The sequence below is a fragment of the Micromonospora sp. WMMD882 genome (assembly GCF_027497255.1).
Taxonomy (GTDB): domain Bacteria; phylum Actinomycetota; class Actinomycetes; order Mycobacteriales; family Micromonosporaceae; genus Micromonospora.
Genome location: NZ_CP114903.1, coordinates 2,208,994 through 2,225,913, shown reverse-complemented (window position 1 = coordinate 2,225,913; position 16,920 = coordinate 2,208,994). Strand labels below are relative to the sequence as shown.

At 74.1% G+C, this 16,920-nt stretch carries 16 protein-coding genes and 1 pseudogene; 9 read left to right on the top strand and 8 right to left on the bottom strand.

What is annotated here, in order from left to right:
• Positions 1-122: 122 nt before the first annotated feature.
• From O7606_RS08830 to O7606_RS08815, 4 genes are all read left to right on the top strand, one after another.
• The gene (locus O7606_RS08830; protein ID WP_281598569.1) at positions 123-563 is read left to right on the top strand and encodes a phage holin family protein; all 441 of its coding nucleotides are present in this window, start codon (positions 123-125) and stop codon (positions 561-563) included.
• The gene (locus tag O7606_RS08825) at positions 560-934 is read left to right on the top strand and encodes a DUF3618 domain-containing protein (RefSeq protein ID WP_281598568.1); all 375 of its coding nucleotides are present in this window, start codon (positions 560-562) and stop codon (positions 932-934) included. Before O7606_RS08830 ends, O7606_RS08825 begins: the two co-directional genes overlap by 4 nt.
• Positions 931-1,203: a DUF4235 domain-containing protein gene (locus O7606_RS08820; RefSeq protein ID WP_281598567.1), complete on the top strand. Its 273-nt coding sequence runs from the start codon at positions 931-933 to the stop codon at positions 1,201-1,203. The genes O7606_RS08825 and O7606_RS08820 overlap by 4 nt, the downstream gene beginning before the upstream one ends.
• A 288-nt stretch (positions 1,204-1,491) precedes the next feature.
• Entirely contained in the window at positions 1,492-1,695 is a 204-nt protein-coding gene (locus O7606_RS08815) for a cold-shock protein (protein ID WP_091424054.1), read from the top strand.
• Positions 1,696-1,901: 206 nt separating this feature from the next.
• Here O7606_RS08815 and O7606_RS08810 read toward each other — a convergent pair whose 3' ends face one another.
• Both O7606_RS08810 and O7606_RS08805 read right to left on the bottom strand, forming a co-directional pair.
• Positions 1,902-2,099, bottom strand: coding sequence for a hypothetical protein (locus tag O7606_RS08810; RefSeq protein ID WP_281598566.1), 198 nt, complete (start codon positions 2,097-2,099; stop codon positions 1,902-1,904).
• A gap of 70 nt (positions 2,100-2,169) precedes the next feature.
• On the bottom strand, positions 2,170-3,153 hold the full coding sequence (locus O7606_RS08805) for an aldo/keto reductase (protein WP_281598565.1): 984 nt from the start codon (positions 3,151-3,153) through the stop codon (positions 2,170-2,172).
• A gap of 85 nt (positions 3,154-3,238) precedes the next feature.
• On the opposite strand from O7606_RS08805, the gene O7606_RS08800 reads away from it, so the two are divergent.
• Positions 3,239-4,033, top strand: coding sequence for a trans-aconitate 2-methyltransferase (locus O7606_RS08800; protein WP_281598564.1), 795 nt, complete (start codon positions 3,239-3,241; stop codon positions 4,031-4,033).
• On the top strand, positions 4,030-5,055 hold the full coding sequence (locus O7606_RS08795; RefSeq protein ID WP_281598563.1) for an adenosine deaminase: 1,026 nt from the start codon (positions 4,030-4,032) through the stop codon (positions 5,053-5,055). The genes O7606_RS08800 and O7606_RS08795 overlap by 4 nt, the downstream gene beginning before the upstream one ends.
• A 255-nt stretch (positions 5,056-5,310) precedes the next feature.
• On the opposite strand, the gene O7606_RS08790 is transcribed toward O7606_RS08795, so the two are convergent.
• From O7606_RS08790 to O7606_RS08775, 4 genes are all read right to left on the bottom strand, one after another.
• Positions 5,311-6,702 carry a HAMP domain-containing sensor histidine kinase gene (locus tag O7606_RS08790; protein ID WP_281598562.1) on the bottom strand — a complete coding sequence of 464 codons (1,392 nt, stop codon included), beginning with the start codon at positions 6,700-6,702 and terminating at the stop codon, positions 5,311-5,313.
• A gap of 29 nt (positions 6,703-6,731) precedes the next feature.
• Positions 6,732-7,421, bottom strand: coding sequence for a response regulator transcription factor (locus tag O7606_RS08785; protein WP_275028450.1), 690 nt, complete (start codon positions 7,419-7,421; stop codon positions 6,732-6,734).
• A gap of 182 nt (positions 7,422-7,603) precedes the next feature.
• The gene (locus O7606_RS08780; RefSeq protein ID WP_281598561.1) at positions 7,604-9,010 is read right to left on the bottom strand and encodes an RICIN domain-containing protein; all 1,407 of its coding nucleotides are present in this window, start codon (positions 9,008-9,010) and stop codon (positions 7,604-7,606) included.
• Positions 9,011-9,337: 327 nt separating this feature from the next.
• Positions 9,338-10,207 carry a DUF1775 domain-containing protein gene (locus O7606_RS08775; protein ID WP_281598560.1) on the bottom strand — a complete coding sequence of 290 codons (870 nt, stop codon included), beginning with the start codon at positions 10,205-10,207 and terminating at the stop codon, positions 9,338-9,340.
• Positions 10,208-10,708: 501 nt separating this feature from the next.
• Here O7606_RS08775 and thrS point away from each other — a divergent pair.
• Positions 10,709-12,709 (top strand): threonine--tRNA ligase, encoded by a 2,001-nt coding sequence (gene thrS / locus O7606_RS08770; protein WP_281598559.1) that lies wholly within the window; start codon positions 10,709-10,711, stop codon positions 12,707-12,709.
• Between the two features lie 54 nt (positions 12,710-12,763).
• Here the strand turns inward: thrS and O7606_RS08765 are convergent, their stop codons facing one another.
• Positions 12,764-13,516, bottom strand: a complete 753-nt coding sequence (locus tag O7606_RS08765) for a D-Ala-D-Ala carboxypeptidase family metallohydrolase (RefSeq protein ID WP_281598558.1) — start codon at positions 13,514-13,516, stop codon at positions 12,764-12,766.
• 242 nt (positions 13,517-13,758) lie between these two features.
• On the opposite strand from O7606_RS08765, the gene O7606_RS08760 reads away from it, so the two are divergent.
• Together O7606_RS08760 and O7606_RS08755 are read left to right on the top strand one after the other, a co-directional pair.
• On the top strand, positions 13,759-14,274 hold the full coding sequence (locus O7606_RS08760; RefSeq protein ID WP_281599564.1) for an HIT domain-containing protein: 516 nt from the start codon (positions 13,759-13,761) through the stop codon (positions 14,272-14,274).
• A gap of 94 nt (positions 14,275-14,368) precedes the next feature.
• Entirely contained in the window at positions 14,369-15,427 is a 1,059-nt protein-coding gene (locus tag O7606_RS08755; RefSeq protein ID WP_281598557.1) for an aldo/keto reductase, read from the top strand.
• A 102-nt stretch (positions 15,428-15,529) separates the two neighbouring features.
• Here O7606_RS08755 and O7606_RS08750 read toward each other — a convergent pair.
• A pseudogene (locus O7606_RS08750) lies at positions 15,530-16,792 on the bottom strand (GTP-binding protein); the annotation flags it as partial.
• Positions 16,793-16,920: the final 128 nt, after the last annotated feature.

Here is a 16,920-nt window from a genome sequence, read left to right as displayed (position 1 = left end):
GTTTGAACGGGTGGTTTGTGGGGACGCCGCACGGCGTGGGCCGGTTCGACTGGTCGCTCCGCGCAGGATTGAGTTTCCACGACTCAGGGCATACAGCGCGGTGATGAAGAAAGGAGGACAGCATGGCTGACGTCGCGAACCCCAGTCCCAGTACGTCCCGGGCCCGCAACGAGCCGTCCACCGCCGAGCTGGTGCAGCGCGCGACCGAGCAGGTGTCCCGCCTCGTCCGGGACGAGCTGGCGCTGGCCCGTGCGGAGCTGACCGAGAAGGGCAAGCACGCCGGCATCGGGGTCGGTCTCTTCGGTGGTGGTGGGGTGCTCGCCCTCTACGGGCTCGGCGCGCTGCTGACCGCCGTGGTGCTGCTGCTGGCGCTGGTGATGCCGGCGTGGCTGGCCGCCCTGATCGTGGCCGTGGCGCTCTTCGCGGTCGCCGGGGTCCTCGCGCTGGTCGGCAAGAAGCAGGTCAGCCAGGCGGTCCCACCGATGCCCGAGGCGGCCGTGCGCAGCGTCCGGGCGGACGTCGACACCGTGACCGCCGCGGTCAGGGACAGGGGGCGGGCATGACGAGCAACGGGACCGGTGACGCGGAGGCCCTCCGGGAGGAGATCCGCCGTACCCGGATGGAGTTGGGCGAGACGATGGAGGCGTTGGCCGCCAAGGCCGACGTGAAGGCCCGGTTGCGGGACTCCGCCGAGCAGGCCCGGGAGCGGGTCCGCGAGCAGGCCGGGCAGGCCCGGGAGCGGGTCCGGGAGCAGACCGCGCAGACCGTGGCGCGGGTCCGGGGCCAGGCGGTGTACCAGGCCGGGGCGGCGCGGGTGCACGCGAACGAGACCCGGGCGGCGGTCCGGCGGGATCCGGTGCCGTGGGCGGTGGTCGCGGCCGGCGCGCTGGCGACCGTGGTGGTGTTGCTGATCGTCCGGGGGAGGCGCAGGTGAGCAGGGGTATCAACAAGGCCGCGTACAAGCCCGTCGGGGTGCTGCTCGGGTTGGCCGCCGGCGCGGTCGCCGGGGCGGTGTTCCGGCAGGTCTGGAAGATGACCGCGGGGGACGGGGAAGCGCCGAACGCGACGGACGAGGACCGTGGCTGGGGCGAGGTGCTGGCCGCGGCGGCCCTGCAGGGCGCGATCTTCTCGCTGGTCCGGGCGGCGGTCGACCGGGGCGGCGCGGTGGGGGTGCGTCGGCTGACCGGCCACTGGCCGGACTGACCAGCGGTAACTCTCCATGATCACAGCGTGACCCCCGTCCATGGCCGGACGGGGGTCACGCCACGTCCGCCCGCCCGGTTTTCGGCGTACCTCAGGTCACATGTAGGAGAATTTCGTCGGGTAGGCTGTGCAGAGTTTTTGCGTACGTGGTTTGCTGTTCCCCGCTGTTGAGAGACGGCGTGGGTTGAGAGAAGTCTCCTTCCAGGGGGCCGCCTCAGGCGCCGCTGCTCGAAAACGGCCAACCGGCCGCACGGCGTGCTCGGCCGCCAGTTTTAGAAGGAGATACACATGGCGCAGGGAACCGTGAAGTGGTTCAACGCAGACAAGGGCTTCGGCTTCATCACCGTCGACGGCGGGGGTGCTGACGTGTTCGTCCACTTCTCGGCGATCCAGTCCAGCGGCTACCGCACGCTGGAGGAGAACCAGCGGGTGGAGTTCGAGATCGCTCAGGGCCAGAAGGGCCCGCAGGCGGAGCAGGTCCGACCCATCTGAGCAGCACCGGTCGGCGCACGCCGGCCAGTCGGCCGACCCGGGCTGCCGGGTCCTTCGACGTCAAGCCCCGTGTCCCTCGGGACGCGGGGCTTTTCGCGTCCCCAGGGGACACCCGGGAGCCCGTCCGGTGGGAAGGGCGGCCGCGTACGGGCGGACGCGGAGCCCGACCCGCGTGGCCTGCGGCCGACCCGTTCGCCGTCGCGCGGTCAGCGGCCCGGGCGGCGGGCCCGCATCCCGAGCCAGAACGCCCCGACGCCGGCCAGCACGAGCAGCGGACCGAGCACCGCCCAGATCCGTTGGTCGGTCATCACGCTGCCGGTGACGTACCCCAGCCCCTGCACCGTCCAGACCGCGCCGACCACCACGGCCAGCAGGCCGAGGGTGAGTGGCAGCCATCCCTTCACGGGGTCTCTCCCTTCCAGCGGACGACGGCCGCGCCGGGCCGCGTCCCGTCCGTCGCCGGGGCGGACCGGCTCACCACCGGTCGTGCACCCGGGGGCGGACCAGCTCGTCGTAGACCGTCCGGACCCCGGTCAGCGCGGCGTCGTCCAGCGGCGGCTGACCGGCCGCGGTGGCGTTGCCGGTGGCCTGCGTGACGTCACGGGCGCCGGGGATGACCACGGTCACGCCCGGCTGGTCGATCACCCAGCGCAGCGCGAACTGGGCCATGGCGCGGTCCGGGCCGACCAGCGGCGCGAGCCGGCGGACCGCGGCCAGCCCGAGGTCGAAGTCGACCCCGGAGAACGTCTCGCCGACGTCGAACGCCTCGCCGTGCCGGTTGTAGGCGCGGTGGTCGTCGGGGGCGAAGACGGTCGACTCGTCGTACCGGCCGGAGAGCAGGCCGCTGGCCAACGGCACCCGGGCGATGATCCCGACACCGGCCTCGGCGGCGGCGGGGAGCACCCGGTCGAGAGGCTTGAGTCGCAGCGCGTTGAGGATGATCTGGACGCTGGCCACCCCGGGCCGGGCGATCGCGGCCAGCGCCTGGTCACAGGTCTCGACGCTCACCCCGTAGGCGGCGACCCGGCCGGCGTCGACCAGCCCGTCGAGAGCGTCGTAGACCGCGTCGGCGTGGAAGACCGGCGTCGGCGGGCAGTGCAACTGCACCAGGTCGAGGGTGTCCACGCCGAGGTTGGCGCGGGACCGGTCGGTCCAGGCGCGGAAGTTCTCCGCCGTGTACGCCTCGGGGGTCTGCGGCACCCGCCGACCCATCTTGGTGGCGACCGTCAGCCCGGCGTCGGGCCGGGACTTCAGGAACCGCCCGATGAGCTGCTCGCTGCGGCCGTCGCCGTAGACGTCGGCGGTGTCCAGGAAGGTGACCCCGGAGTCGACGGCGGCGGCCAGCACGGCGAGGGCGTCGGACTCGTCGACCCGACCCCAGTCCGCGCCGAGCTGCCAGGTGCCGAGACCGACCACGCCGACCCGGCGGCCGATCCGGCCGAAGATGCGCTGTTCCATCCGGCCCAGCCTAGTGACCCGGCCGGCGGGCCGCTCGGTGGGTGTAGATTCCCGCAAACCGTACGTACGTTTCGGGGGTGCGTCCATGTGGGACCCGGCCAGTTACCTGCGCTACTCCGACGAGCGGTCCCGACCGTTCCACGACCTGGTGGCCCGGGTGCCGGCCCGGGCCCCACGGACCGTGGTCGACCTGGGCTGCGGGCCCGGTCACCTGACCGCCGGCCTCGCGCTGCGCTGGCCCGACAGCCGGATCACCGGCCTCGACTCGTCCCCCGAGATGGTCGCCCGGGCCGCGACGCTTGCCGCGCCCGTCACCTTCACCGTCGGCGACCTGCACGACTGGCGACCCGGGCCGGACGTCGACGTCGTCGTCACCAGCGCCGTGCTCCAGTGGGCGCCCGGCCACGAGCGGCTGCTCACCCGATGGGCGCGGGAGCTGCCGGCCGGCGCCTGGCTGGCCGTCCAGGTGCCCGGGAACTTCACCGCGCCCTCCCACCGGGCGCTGCGGGAGGTCGCCGGCGCGGGACCGTGGCGGGCCGAGCTGCTGCCGCTGCTGCGGCAGGCCCCGGTACGGGACGCGGCCGGTTACGCCGAGCTGCTGGCCGACGCCGGCTGCGCGGTGGACGCCTGGGAGACTGTCTACGTGCACCTGCTGCCGGCGCCGGCCGACGCCGACCACCCCGTGCTCACCTGGCTGGAGGGCACGGCGTTGCGCCCGATCCGGGCGGTGCTCGACGACCCGACCTGGGCGGTGTTCCGGGCCGCCCTGGGCGACCGGCTCGCCGAGGCGTACCCGGTCCGGCGGGCCCGGGTGAGCTTCCCGTTCCGGCGCGTCTTCTTCGTCGCCCGCACCGCCGCCCGCGCAGAGGAGAACCAGTGACCGACCTGTCCGCCTTCATCGCCGGTCTGCCCAAGGTGGAGCTGCACGTGCACCACGTGGGCTCCGCCTCCCCCCGGATCGTCGCCGAGCTGGCCGCCCGGCACGAGGGCCGCAGCCCGGTGCCGACCGACCCGGCGGCGCTCGCGGCGTACTTCGAGTTCCGCGACTTCGCCCACTTCATCGAGGTCTACCTCAGCGTCGTGGACCTGATCCGGGACGACACCGACGTCTGGCTCCTCACCCACGAGGTGGCCCGGGAGCTCGCCCGCCAGCAGGTCCGGTACGCCGAGCTGACCATCACCCCGTACTCGCACGTGCGGCGGGGCATCCCGGCCCCGGCGTTCTGCGAGGCGATCGAGGACGCCCGCAAGCGGGCCCGGGCGGACTTCGGCGTCGAGCTGGCCTGGTGCTTCGACATCCCCGGGGAGGCCGGGCTGCCCGCCGCCGAGGAGACCCTGCGGATCGCCCTGGGGGAACGGCCGGACGGGCTGGTCAGCTTCGGTCTCGGTGGCCCCGAGATCGGGGTGCCCCGGCCGCAGTTCAAGCCGTACTTCGACCGGGCCCGGGCGGCCGGGCTGCGCTCCGTGCCGCACGCCGGCGAGACCACCGGCCCGCAGACCATCTGGGACGCGCTGCGTGACCTGGGCGCCGAACGGATCGGGCACGGCACCTCCGCCGCGCAGGACCCGGAGCTGCTCGCCCATCTCGCCGAGCGGCGCATCCCGCTGGAGGTCTGCCCCACCTCCAACCTGCGGACCCGGGCGGTGACCAGCCTCGCGGAGCACCCGCTGCGGCAGTTCGTCGACGCGGGGGTGCCGGTCACCATCAACTCCGACGACCCGCCGATGTTCGGCACCACGCTGGACGGCGAGTACGCCGTCGCCGCCGGCCTGCTCGACCTGGACGCGGCCGGGGTCGCCGACCTGGCCCGGGCGGGAGTGCGCGCCGCCTTCCTGGCCGAGCCGGAGAAGCGGCGACTCGTGGCCGAGATCGACGCCTACCTGACCGCCGCGACGCGCTGAGCCTGACCGCCGCGGCCGTGGGCTCGCCGGTCGGCGGGACGCGGAGGGGAAGAGAGACGCGCGACGGGGGGCAGGTGTGGGGGGACCGGACCCCCGCCGCGCGTACGGCTCCACCGGCCGTGGGAAGGGTCCCGGGGCGTGGGCCGGTGGAACATGATGGGTTCGCGTCTCTGATCCTGCCAGCGCGGCGGCGTCCCGCGTAGATCGTTAAGGTGGATCTAAGAAAGACCTGCGCCGCCGGAAAGCGAACGGGGTTCAGTCCCCCTCCGGGCGGGGGCGGTACCACGGGCGACGGCTCCCGGCGTCCCGTTCCCGGGCCAGCCGGCCGACCAGCCCGAACCGGTTGACCTGGCGGGGTGTCGCCTCCGGGTCGGCCAGCAGCATCACCACGCTGGCCCCGCCCAGCCCGGCCCGGTCGATGCTCACCGAGCCGTTGGCCTGGAGCGCGACCCGGCGGGCGATGTCCAGCCCGAGGCCGGTGGAGCCCTGGTCGCTGGCGCCCCGACGCAACGCCCGGTCCGGGTTGGCGATGCCCGGCCCGGCGTCGTCGATCCGGACCGCCACGTACCCGTCGCGCCGGGAGACCGCCACCTCGAACGCGGTGCCCTGCGGGGTGTAGCGGAACACGTTGCCGATCACCGCGTCCAGCGCCGCCGCCAACTCGGCCCGGGGGACCGGCACCGGAATCCGTACGTGCGCCCCGAGCACCCGGTGCGGCCGGTGCTGGTCGCCGGCGAGCGCCGCCCAGAACACCATCCGGTCCCGCACCACCTCGCTCACGTCGCACATCGCCGGGCCGGTGTCCTGGGCGACCGCCTTGCGGGTGGTCTTGATCAGCACGTCGACCTCGCCCTCCAGGGTGGCGATGGCCTGCCTGATCCGCCGGATGCTCCGGCGCCGGTCCAGCTCGTCCTCGCTGAACGAGCCGACGCTGGTGTCGTCGGAGTCCAGGGACTCGGCGTCCAGCCGCAGCACGGTCAGCGGGGTGCGCAACCGGTGCGACAGGTCGGCGACCAGCTCCCGTTCGTCGGTACGGGAGACGACCAGCCGGTCCGCCATCCGGTTGAAGGCGTACCCGACCTCGGCCAGCTCCCGTGGGCCGGTGGGCTCGACGCGTACCTCCAGGTCGCCGTCGCCGACCGCGAGCGCCGCCCGGACCAGCCCGCGGGCCGCGTCGGCCGCGCGGGCCGCGACCCGGTCGACCACGATCACCGAGGCGGCCACCAGCGCCACGGCCACCCCGCCGAGCAGCAGCCAGGTACGCGGGCCACCGCCGGTGCCGGCCGTCGGCACGAACACCTCGACCACCGCGACCTGGTCACCCAGGACCACCGGGTCGAGCCGGGCCAGCCCGTCGGGCACCTCGACCACCAGCGACCGGCGTTCGGCGCCGGCCCGGGCCACGTCCGCCTGCGCGGCCCGCCCGCCCGGATCACCCCCGAGCCCGTGTACGACCGGACGGGTCGCCGGGTCGCCGCCGGTGGCCTCCACCGCCCGGCCGACCACCGCCACGTCGGTGCTCACCGCGAGGGTGCCGGTGACCAGGGCGGCCCGCCGGGCCGCGTCGGCCAGCGCCTCGTCCCGGGCCTGGTCGTTCAGGGTCGACCCGAGGGGCACCAGGAACGCCGCCGCCACCAGGGCGGTCATGCCGGCGACCAGCAGCGCCAGCCGCGCCCTCAGTCCGGGGCCACCAGCCGGAACCCCACCCCCCGCACGGTGCGCAGGTAGCGCGGCTTCGCCGCGGACTCGCCCATTTTGCGGCGTAGCCAGTACAGGTGCACGTCGATGGTCTGATCCTCGCCGACCGACGGCTGACGCCATACTTCCTCCAGGAGCTCCCGCCGGGACACTACCCGCCCGGGCCGGGCCGCCAGATAGGCCAGCAGGTCGAACTCCTTGCGGGTCAACGCCAGCGGCTCGCCGTCGAGGTGGGCGCTGCGCTCACCCACGTCCACCCGCAGTCCGCCCACGGTGTGCACGACCGGCTGGACGCTGCGGCTGGCCCGGCCGGCGCGGCGCAGCACCGTGGTGATCCGCGCGTCGAGGTGCGCGCCGGTGAACGGCTTGACCATGTAGTCGTCCGCGCCGGCCCGTAGCAGCTTGACCACGGACTGCTCGTCGTCGCGGGCGGTGGCGATGATGATCGGGACGTCGGTGATGCCGCGCAGCATGCGCAGCGCGTCCGAGCCGTCCAGGTCGGGCAGGCCGAGGTCGAGCACGACCAGGTCGGGGGTCTCCGCGGCGACCCGCCGCAACGCCTCCAGGGCCGTGCCGACCGCGTGCACGGCGTGCCCCCGGTCGGTCAGGGAGCGCAGCATCGCGCCGCGGACGACGTGGTCGTCTTCGACCAGGAGCACGGTGGCCACCCTGAGACCGTACTGCCCCTGGCAAGCGGGTCGCGCGTCGTCCTCGCCCCGGCGGCTCCGCCGGGTCGTCGTCCGCGGCACGGCGGGCCTCCGGCCGACGCGAGGTGGGAAACCTGCGCCGGCCGGAGGCCCGCCGTCGACGAGCCTCAGGTCACCGGGCCGGGGTCACCGGGCCGGGTGGCTCAGAACTGCGCGAAGAACCGCCACACCTCGCCCTTGGTCCAGGTGCGGGCGCCGCTGTCCCCGCCGCCGTCCACGTGGCCGGGGGTGTGACCGCCGTCGAAGGCGGCCCACTGCACCGGGTAGCCGGCCCGGCAGCCAGAGTAGGCGGTGGTGATGTGGGTCCGGCTGCCGGCGGCCGGCTCGCGGGGGCTCTGCGGGGTGCAGCCGTTGTTGGCGACGAACCGGTCCCGCAGCGACCGACCGGTGGAGATGTTGTCCGAGATGCCGTGGATGCCGAAGTACGCGACCGGCTGGGTGCCGCCGCTGCACCCGCTGATCGCCCCGGGCGCGCCGTAGACGGCGACGCCCCGGAAGACCGTGGGACGGGCGCAGGCCAGTGCGTAGCTCATGGAGCCGCCGTAGCTGAAGCCGAGGGCGAAGCGCTGCGCCGGGTTCACGCAGAGGTCGTTCTCGATCCGGCTGAGCATCGCGTCGACGAAGGTGACGTCCTCGCCGCCGGAGTTGCCCCAGCCGGCGTTGAGGCCCTGCGGCGCGACCAGGATCGCGGTGTTGTTCGACTGCTCCTGCATCCCGTAGTAGGACCAGGCCGCGCCGTCGGCCCCACCGGAGGAGACGTCGTTGGCGGAGCCGCCCAGCCAGTGGAACGCGAACATCAGCCGGTACGGGGTGGCGTTGCTGTAGTTGGCCGGGATCCGCAGGTTGAAGCTGCGGGTCTTGCCGTTGCTGGTGACCGTGTGGGTGCCGTTGGACAGCGTGGGGACCTTGCCGCAGCCGGCGGTCCCCGACCCCGGCGGCGGGGTGGTCGGCGGCGCAGTGGTGGGCGGCGGGGTGCCGCCGTTGACCCGGACGAGCTGCCACTGCTGGTTCGCGCCGTTGGCGTCGGAGTACTGCACGACGTTGCCGCCGTCCGCGGTGGAGGCGCCCTGCACCTCCACCACCTTGTTGCTGTTGCGGTTGACCAGGCGGACGTGCCCGCCGTCGGAGTCGGCCAGCCGGAACTGCTGGTTGGCGCCGTTGTGGTCGGCCCACTGGATGATCGCGGTCCCGTCGGCGGTCGACGCGTTGAACACGTCGAGGACCTTGCCGGAGTGCCGGGACTTGACCCGGTAGTAGCCGCCGCCGGAGTCCACGAACTGCCACTGCTGGTTGGCCCCGTTGTTGCGGGTCCACTGGCTGATCCGGCCGCCGTCGCTGGTCGACTGGCCGTAGACGTCGAGGGCCTTGCCGCTGTTGCGGTTGACCAGGACGTACCAGGCGTTGGTGTCCACCGTCGCCGCCGCGGCGGGCGCCGCGGCCACCGCGACGAGCGTGCCGGCCGTGACGAGCGCCGCCGCCCCGGCGGCCACCCCCGCCCGCCAGCGGCGTCGTGCTGGTGAGGCGGGACGAGCCGCACCGATGGCATTCATGATCCGCTCCTTCGATGGGGGGTCACGCGCGGTCGGTGACGAGGCGCGCGGCCCGGCCGTGGGTGTGCCGGCGGCCGGTGGTGGCGTCAGCACGGGAGGTGTCTGTCGGCCGCGGCCCCGGGTCGGGGGCGCGCGTGAACGCCCCCTCCGCGTGCCCAGGCGGATCAGGGTCGGCTCGCACAGACTGCGGCGCGTCGTCTGGCTCCCGGAAACCGCGCCCGCGAGGCGAGGTTAACGCTCACAAACGTCATACGTCAAATGACATGAGTCGATCCCTCTCGGCTGGTGACGGCGGCCCGACGACCGGAGACGGCCGGGCGGGCACGTTCACATGAGCCCGACCGGCCCGGTCGCGGTGACTGTCGGGTCAGGGGCGGTCGCCGGGACTGTCGGGGCCGGAACGGACGTGGTGACCGTCGGGTCGGGGTCGGCCGGTCCTTCCGGCAGCAGGCGACGCCAGCGGGCGCCCAGCCAGCCACCCAGCACGCCGAAGCCCACTCCGGCCAGCAGCCCGGCGGCGAGCAGCCCGTTCGAGCCGGTCCCGGCCGGCGTCGCCGTCGTGGCTTCGTCCCGTCCCGTCGGCGTGCCGGCCGTTCCGCCGGGCCCGGCCGCGCCGACGGGTCCGGCCGTTCCGGCTGTTCCGTGACGGCCGGCCGATCCGTGACCGCCGGCTGTTCCGGCGGCGCCCGGTGACCGGCCGGCGTCGGCGGCGGGACGCAGCGCCAGGGTGGGGGCGGGCCCGGTCGGCGCGCCGTCGGCCGAGCCGCCCCAGCGGGCCACCGTGCCGTCGGCGTAGGTCTGGCGCACCTCGAAGACGAGCCGGTCGGCGGCCGGCAGCGGCCCCATGGACAACGCCAGCCGGACCGGCCCGGCGCTGCCGCCCGCCGCCCGGGTCCAGGTGACCGCCGAGGTGACCGTGCCGACCCGGACGCCGTGCGCGCCGGCGACCGGGCGGTCCAGCGTGCGGTAGCTGATCCGGGGCGCCCAGTCGGGCACGGACATCGGGTGCACCTCGGCGATGGGCACGTCCGTCGGCAACCGGATCTCGACCTCGCGGGTGGGCACGCCGGGGCGCTCCCCGGTCACCACGAACTCCAACCTGACCGCGTCGCCCTGCCGTGCCTCGGTGGGCACGGTCCGTACCTCGGCCGCGGCGACTCCCGGCAACCAGAGCGCGCCGACCAGTCCCGCGGTCACCAGCCCCGCCCACCTCGCCGCCACCGCCCGGCGGCGCGGGCCGGGTCGTCCCGTCGCGCACCGGCGTCGCCGTCGTCCGGTCGTCCACCACCGCGTGCGCGGCGACCGCCCCGGTCCCGACTCCCCGGCGACGCTGCCGGACCGTCGTCCGTCGTCCCCGGTGGCCGGGTCGCCGCCGGTCGCCGACGGTCGCAGGTCGTCCCTGACGGGCATTCACGTCCCCTCTCGCGTCCGTGGGACGGCGGCTTTGGCCCGTCGCCCGCACGGAGTAGTTCGGGTCAACGCGGCCGAAGGTTCAACGCGGCCGAAGGTTGAACGGCGGCCCCAGGTTGAACGGCGGCCGCAGGTTCCACACGGCGAAGGGGTTCGACGCGGCCGAAGGGCGACCGGGGCGGAACGTCGACCGGGCCCAAGGGTGCCCTCCCTTTCCTCGTTGCGCAGACCGATAGCATCGGAGGGGCCGTACCTCGGCCGTCACCGTGAGTTTCTGGAGGAGTCATCGTGTCCGCACCCCGTACCCCCGCAGTGGCCGACCCCGTCGTCGTCGCCGCCGGGACGACGGCGGCCGACGCGGTGGCGGCGGCCGGGCTGCCCGCGAACGGGCCGAAGGCGATCGTGGTGGTCCGTGACCCGCAGGGGCAGCTCCGCGACCTGGACTGGACCCCCGTCGAGGACACCGAGGTCGAGCCGGTGAGCCTCGACTCGCCGGACGGGCTGAACGTGCTGCGGCACTCGACCGCGCACGTGCTCGCCCAGGCGGCGCAGGACGTCTTCGCGGACGCCAAGCTCGGCATCGGCCCGCCGATCGAGAACGGTTTCTACTACGACTTCGACGTGGACAAGCCGTTCCAGCCGGACGATCTGGCCCGGCTGGAGAAGCGGATGCAGGAGATCGTCAAGTCGGGGCAGCGGTTCCGGCGGCGACGCTTCGACAGCCTGGAGCAGGCGAAGGCGGAGCTGGCCGACGAGCCGTACAAGCTGGAGTTGATCGACGTCAAGGGCGAGGGGCTGGACTCCTCCGAGGTGATGGAGGTCGGCGGCGGCGAGCTGACCATCTACGACAACCTGGCCGCGAACGAGGACACCGTCTGCTGGTCGGACCTGTGCCGGGGCCCGCACCTGCCGAACACCCGGCTGATCGGGGCGTTCAAGCTGATGCGCTCGGCCGCCGCGTACTGGCGGGGCAGCGAGAAGAACCCCCAGCTCCAGCGGGTGTACGGCACCGCGTGGCCGACCCGGGACGAGCTGAAGGCGTACCTGAAGCTGCTGGAGGAGGCCGCCCGCCGCGACCACCGCAAGCTCGGCGTCGACCTGGACCTGTTCAGCTTCCCCGACGAGTTGGGCTCCGGTCTGGCGGTCTTCCACCCCAAGGGCGGGATCATCCGCCGGGAGATGGAGAACTACTCGCGGATCAAGCACGAGCAGGCCGGGTACGCGTTCGTCAACACCCCGCACATCACCAAGGGTCACCTGTACGAGGTGTCCGGGCACCTGGACTGGTACGCCGACGGGATGTTCCCGCCCATGGAGGTCGAGGGCGCGAACTACTACCTCAAGCCGATGAACTGCCCGATGCACGATCTGATCTTCCGGTCGCGTGGCCGCTCCTACCGGGAGCTGCCGCTGCGGATGTTCGAGTTCGGCACGGTCTACCGGTACGAGAAGTCCGGTGTGGTGCACGGGCTGACCCGGGTGCGTGGCATGACCCAGGACGACGCGCACATCTTCTGCACCGAGGAGCAGATGGCCGGCGAGCTGAAGTCGCTGCTCGCCTTCGTGCTGGAGCTGCTGCGCGACTACGGGCTGGACGACTTCTACCTGGAGCTGTCCACCCGCAACCCGGAGAAGTCGGTGGGCACCGACGAGAACTGGGAGCGGGCCACCGAGGCGCTTCGGTCGGCCGCCGGGGAGTCCGGGCTGCACCTGGTGCCCGACCCGGGTGGCGCGGCCTTCTACGGGCCGAAGATCTCCGTGCAGGCCAAGGACGCCATCGGCCGGACCTGGCAGATGTCCACCATCCAGGTCGACTTCAACCTGCCGGAGCGGTTCGGGCTGGAGTACCAGGCCGCTGACGGCACCCGGCAACGGCCGGTGATGATCCACCGGGCGTTGTTCGGCTCGATCGAGCGGTTCTTCGGCGTGCTCACCGAGCACTACGCGGGCGCGTTCCCGGCGTGGCTGTCGCCGGTGCAGGTGGTCGGCATCCCGATCCGCGAGGACCACACCGACTACCTGCGCGGTTTCGTCGGCACGCTGCGCGCCGAGGGGATCCGCGCCCAGGTGGACGCCGGTGACGACCGGATGCAGAAGAAGATCCGTACCGCGCAGCAGCAGAAGATTCCGTTCATGGTGATCGCCGGGGACGACGACGTCGCCGCCGGCACGGTCTCCTTCCGCTACCGGGACGGGTCGCAGCGCAACGGGGTGCCGCTGGCCGAGGCGGTCGCCCACGTCACCGAGGTGGTCCGCGCCCGGACCAACGCCGGCCCGTCGGCCGCCTGACCGACCACGATAGCGGGCCCCCGTCACGGCGGGGGCCCGCTGTCGTGGTCGCGGTCAGATCCCGCAGCTCGGGGCGGACCAGGAGCGGCTCGGGGTGTTGCCCAGGTGGACGTGGTCGTCGTGGCCCGGGTAGCCGGGGCCGAGGATGTTGGTGAAGCCGTGGTTGCGCGCCTGCTGGGCGAACGCGCAGAACGAGTGCACGCCGACCAGGTCGACGCCGTCGCCGTAGAGGTGCCGGCTGTTGGACGCCCCGCCGACCGCGCTGTTGCAGGAGTAGCTGCGGAAGCCGCTGCTGATGTTGATCGACTTGCTGCCCATGGCGCGCCGCATCGCCTGGAGTTTCCACATGGACACCAGCGCGTTGAACCGGGCGCTGCTCGCCGAGACCGCCCCGCCGGACCAGTCGCCGTTGCACCGGTTCCATTCGGCGTAGCTGAAGTTGACCGGGGTGCAGTCATTGTCCTGGAGGGCGTAGAGCTGGTTGAACGTCTGCGGGCCGGCGATGCCGTCGGCGGAGAGCCCGTACGCCTGCTGGAAGCGGATCAGCGCGGACCGGGTGGCCGGGCCGAACGCCCCGTCGAGGGCGATGACCGCGCCGTAGCCGGGGTAGCCGGAGATCCGGATCTGGAGCTGGCGGACGTCCTCACCGGTCATCCCGGAGGAGAGGGCGCGGCCCCAGGTGTAGCAGCCGTCGGCGTGCGCGGCGCTGCCGGTCGCGGTCACCCCGACCAGGGTGGCGACGGCGGCCAGGGCGCAGGCGGTCAGTGCCCGGCCGAGACGGCGGAGCACGGCGGTACGTCGGTTCACGGTCCACTCCCATCGAAACTCATCGTTCTTTGGGAAGGAGTTTCATCGATCACCTTAGATGCGTCAATATCCTTCGTGTTAAATCCGTTCCGCCCGACGTCCGACGGTCGCCGCCGGCCCGCCGTCGTCGCCTCCGCCCACTGGTCGCAGGATGGGCCGGGCCGCCACACGCTGGGTCGAGATCCGGTCGAGACCGTAGGATCGGTCGCGTGACAGGGGCGCAGCGGCACGCGGACGACGGCATGGCCGACAGCCTGGAGCGGCTCTGGACACCGCACCGGATGACCTACATCTCCGGCGAGGACCGCCCCGAGGGCGGCTACGAACGGCCGGCCGGCTGCCCGTTCTGCCGGGCGCCCGGCCTGCCCGGGGCGGACAGCCTGGTGGTGGCCCGCGGCGAGCACGTCTTCGCGGTGCTCAACCTCTACCCGTACAACCCCGGTCACCTGCTGGTCTGCCCGTACCGGCACGTCGCCGACTACACCGACCTCGACCTGCCGGAGACCACCGAGCTGGCCGCCTTCACCCAGACCGCGATGCGGGTGGTACGGGCGGTCAGCAACGCCCACGGGTTCAACCTCGGCATGAACCAGGGCGGGGCCGCCGGGGCCGGGATCGCCGCCCACCTGCACCAGCACGTGGTTCCCCGGTGGGGCGGCGACGCCAACTTCATGCCGGTGATCGGGCGGACGAAGGTCCTGCCGCAGTTGCTCACCGACACCCGTGACCTGCTCACCAAGGCCTGGCCCACGCCCTGAGCCGGTAGCCCGCCGGGCGCTGCCGCCGGCGCCCGTCCCGCGGAGCGCACGCGAGCGCCGCCCGCGAAGCGCCGACGGATGACAGGATCGAGCGGTGGCAGTGACGACACGGCGGCTCGGCCGCAGCGGCATCGAGGTCAGCGCCCTCGGCATGGGGTGCTGGGCGATCGGCGGCCCGTGGGCGGAGGGCAGCCAGCCACTGGGCTGGGGCCCGGTCGACGACGAGGAGTCCGTCCGGGCGGTCCGCCGCGCGCTGGATCTCGGCGTCACCCTCTTCGACACCGCCGACACCTACGGCGCCGGGCACAGCGAGCGGATCCTCGGCCGGGCGCTGGCCGGGCGGCGCGACGAGGCGGTGCTCGCCACCAAGTGGGGGTACACCTTCGACGAGGCGACCCGCCAGGCCACCGGCCAGGACGCCTCACCGGCGTACCTGCGGCGGGCGGTGGTCGACTCGCTGCGCCGGCTGCGCACCGACCGGATCGACCTCTACCAGCTCCACCTCGCCGACCTGCCGATCCCCCGTGCGCAGGCGCTGCTCGGCACCCTGGAGGAGCTGGTCGCCGAGGGCCTGATCCGGTCGTACGGCTGGAGCACCGATCACCCCGACCGGGCCGCCGCCTACGCGCAGCACGGCCCCGGGCACACCGCCGTCCAGCACAACCTGTCGGTGCTGCGGGACGCCCCGACCATGCTGGCCGTCTGCGACAAGCACGACCTGGCCAGCGTCGACCGGGGTCCGCTGGGGATGGGGCTGCTGACCGGCAAGTACACCGCCGGCTCCACCCTGCCCCGCGACGACGTCCGGGGGGTGACGTCCGGCTGGCTGGACTGGTTCCGGGGCGGCCGTCCCGCCCCCGAGTGGCTACGTCGGGTCGGCGCGGTCCGGGCCGCCCTCACCGCCGACGGGCGCACCCTCGCCCAGGGCGCGCTGGGCTGGCTCTGGGCCCGCAGCGACCGGACGATCCCCATCCCCGGCTGCCGCACCGTCGCCCAGGTGGAGGAGAACGCCGCGGCGCTACGCCGGGGGCCGCTGCCGCCGGAGCAGTTCGCCGAGGTGGAGCGGCAGCTCGCCGCGCTGCGTACCGCAGCCCTCCGGGACGCCGACCGCCCGCACTGGCCGGCCCCCACCCTCCCCGCGGCCCGCCCCTGACCGCCCGCCCGGCGGCGTCACGGCCCGGAGCGGCCGAACGGCCTGCGGATCTTGAGCTCCCGCGCCCGCGCGTCGGCGGACACCGACCACGGGCAGCGGTCAGGGCAGCTCCCAGGGGGCGAGCAGCAGCGGGTCGGCGGGGGCGGAGATCGTGTCGCCGGTCCGCGCGTCGCCCGGCCCGGTGATCCCGCAGAGGTCACCGGCCACGCAGCACGGCGTCTCCCGCAGGGTCGTCCCGAGCAGCCCGTAGACGTGCCCGATCCGGGCGTCGGCGGGCCCGCCCTCGGCCGGGCGGCGGCCGTCCGCCTGGACGGCCTGGCCCGCCCGCAGCGTGCCGGAGAAGACCCGGACCAGCCGGACCCGGCCGGCGTGCCGGTCGACGGTCGTCCCGACCACCTCGGCGACCAGCGGACCGTCCGGGTCGCCGGTCAGCGGCGGCCGGGGCGAGCCGTCCACGCCGGTCACCGCCGGCAGGGCGTGCTCCGGCGACGCCGGGAACGCGGTGGTGAGCACCTCCAGCAGCACGTCGAGCCCGACCCCGGTCGGGGCGCAGACCGGCGTCACCGGGTGGAGGTGCCCCCGGGCGACGGCCTTCTCCAGCTCCTGCACGAGGGTCGCCGGGTCGATCTCCGTACCGTCGAGGTAGCGGTCCATCAGGGTCTCGTCCTCGCTCTCGGCGAGGATCCCCTCGACCAGCTCGTCGCGGGCCTCGCCGATGGCCGGCAGGTGCTGCGGGTCGGGCGACCGGACGGTGGCCGGCGAGCCGGCGGAGTAGTCGAACACCCGACGGCCGATCAGTTCCATCAGCCCGGCCACCGAGACCCCGTCGTCGCCGAGCATCGGCAGGTGCAGCGGGAGCACGTTGTCCCCGAAGACGCGCTGGCAGAGCGCCACCGCCTCGTCGAAGTCGGCCCGGGGGTGGTCCAGCCGGGAGACGACGACCGCCCTCGGCATGTCGACGGCGGCGCACTCCTCCCAGAGCGCGGCGGTGGCCGCGTCCAACCCGTCGACGGCGGAGACCACGAACAGGGCCGCGTCGGCGGCGCGCAGGCCGGCCCGCAGCTCGCCGACGAGATCGGCGTGCCCGGGGGTGTCGAGGAGGTTGACCTTGACCCCGCGGTGGAACAGCGACGCGCAGGTCAGGCTCACCGGGGCGGGGCCGGGATCGCCGAGAGCGCCGTCGCCGGCCGTGCCGTCGCCGGCCGTGCCGGTCCGGGCGGCCGTGCCGCTGGCCGCCAGCAACGCCTCGACCAGCGCGGTCTTGCCGACCCCGGACCGGCCGACCAGCGCCACGTTGCGGATGCCGCCGGGCCCGGTCGCCGCCGGCGGGTCGCCGGCGGCCTGGTGGTCGTTCTGCTGCGCCATCGGGCGCACCTCCCTCGACGGTGGTGTGGTGGCGACCGCCGCGCGACGGGACGACGGCCCGGGCGTGTCCGCGCCGCTATCCTCCGGTGGTCCCCGCCGTGCCGGGCACGGGACGGGCGGACGGGTGA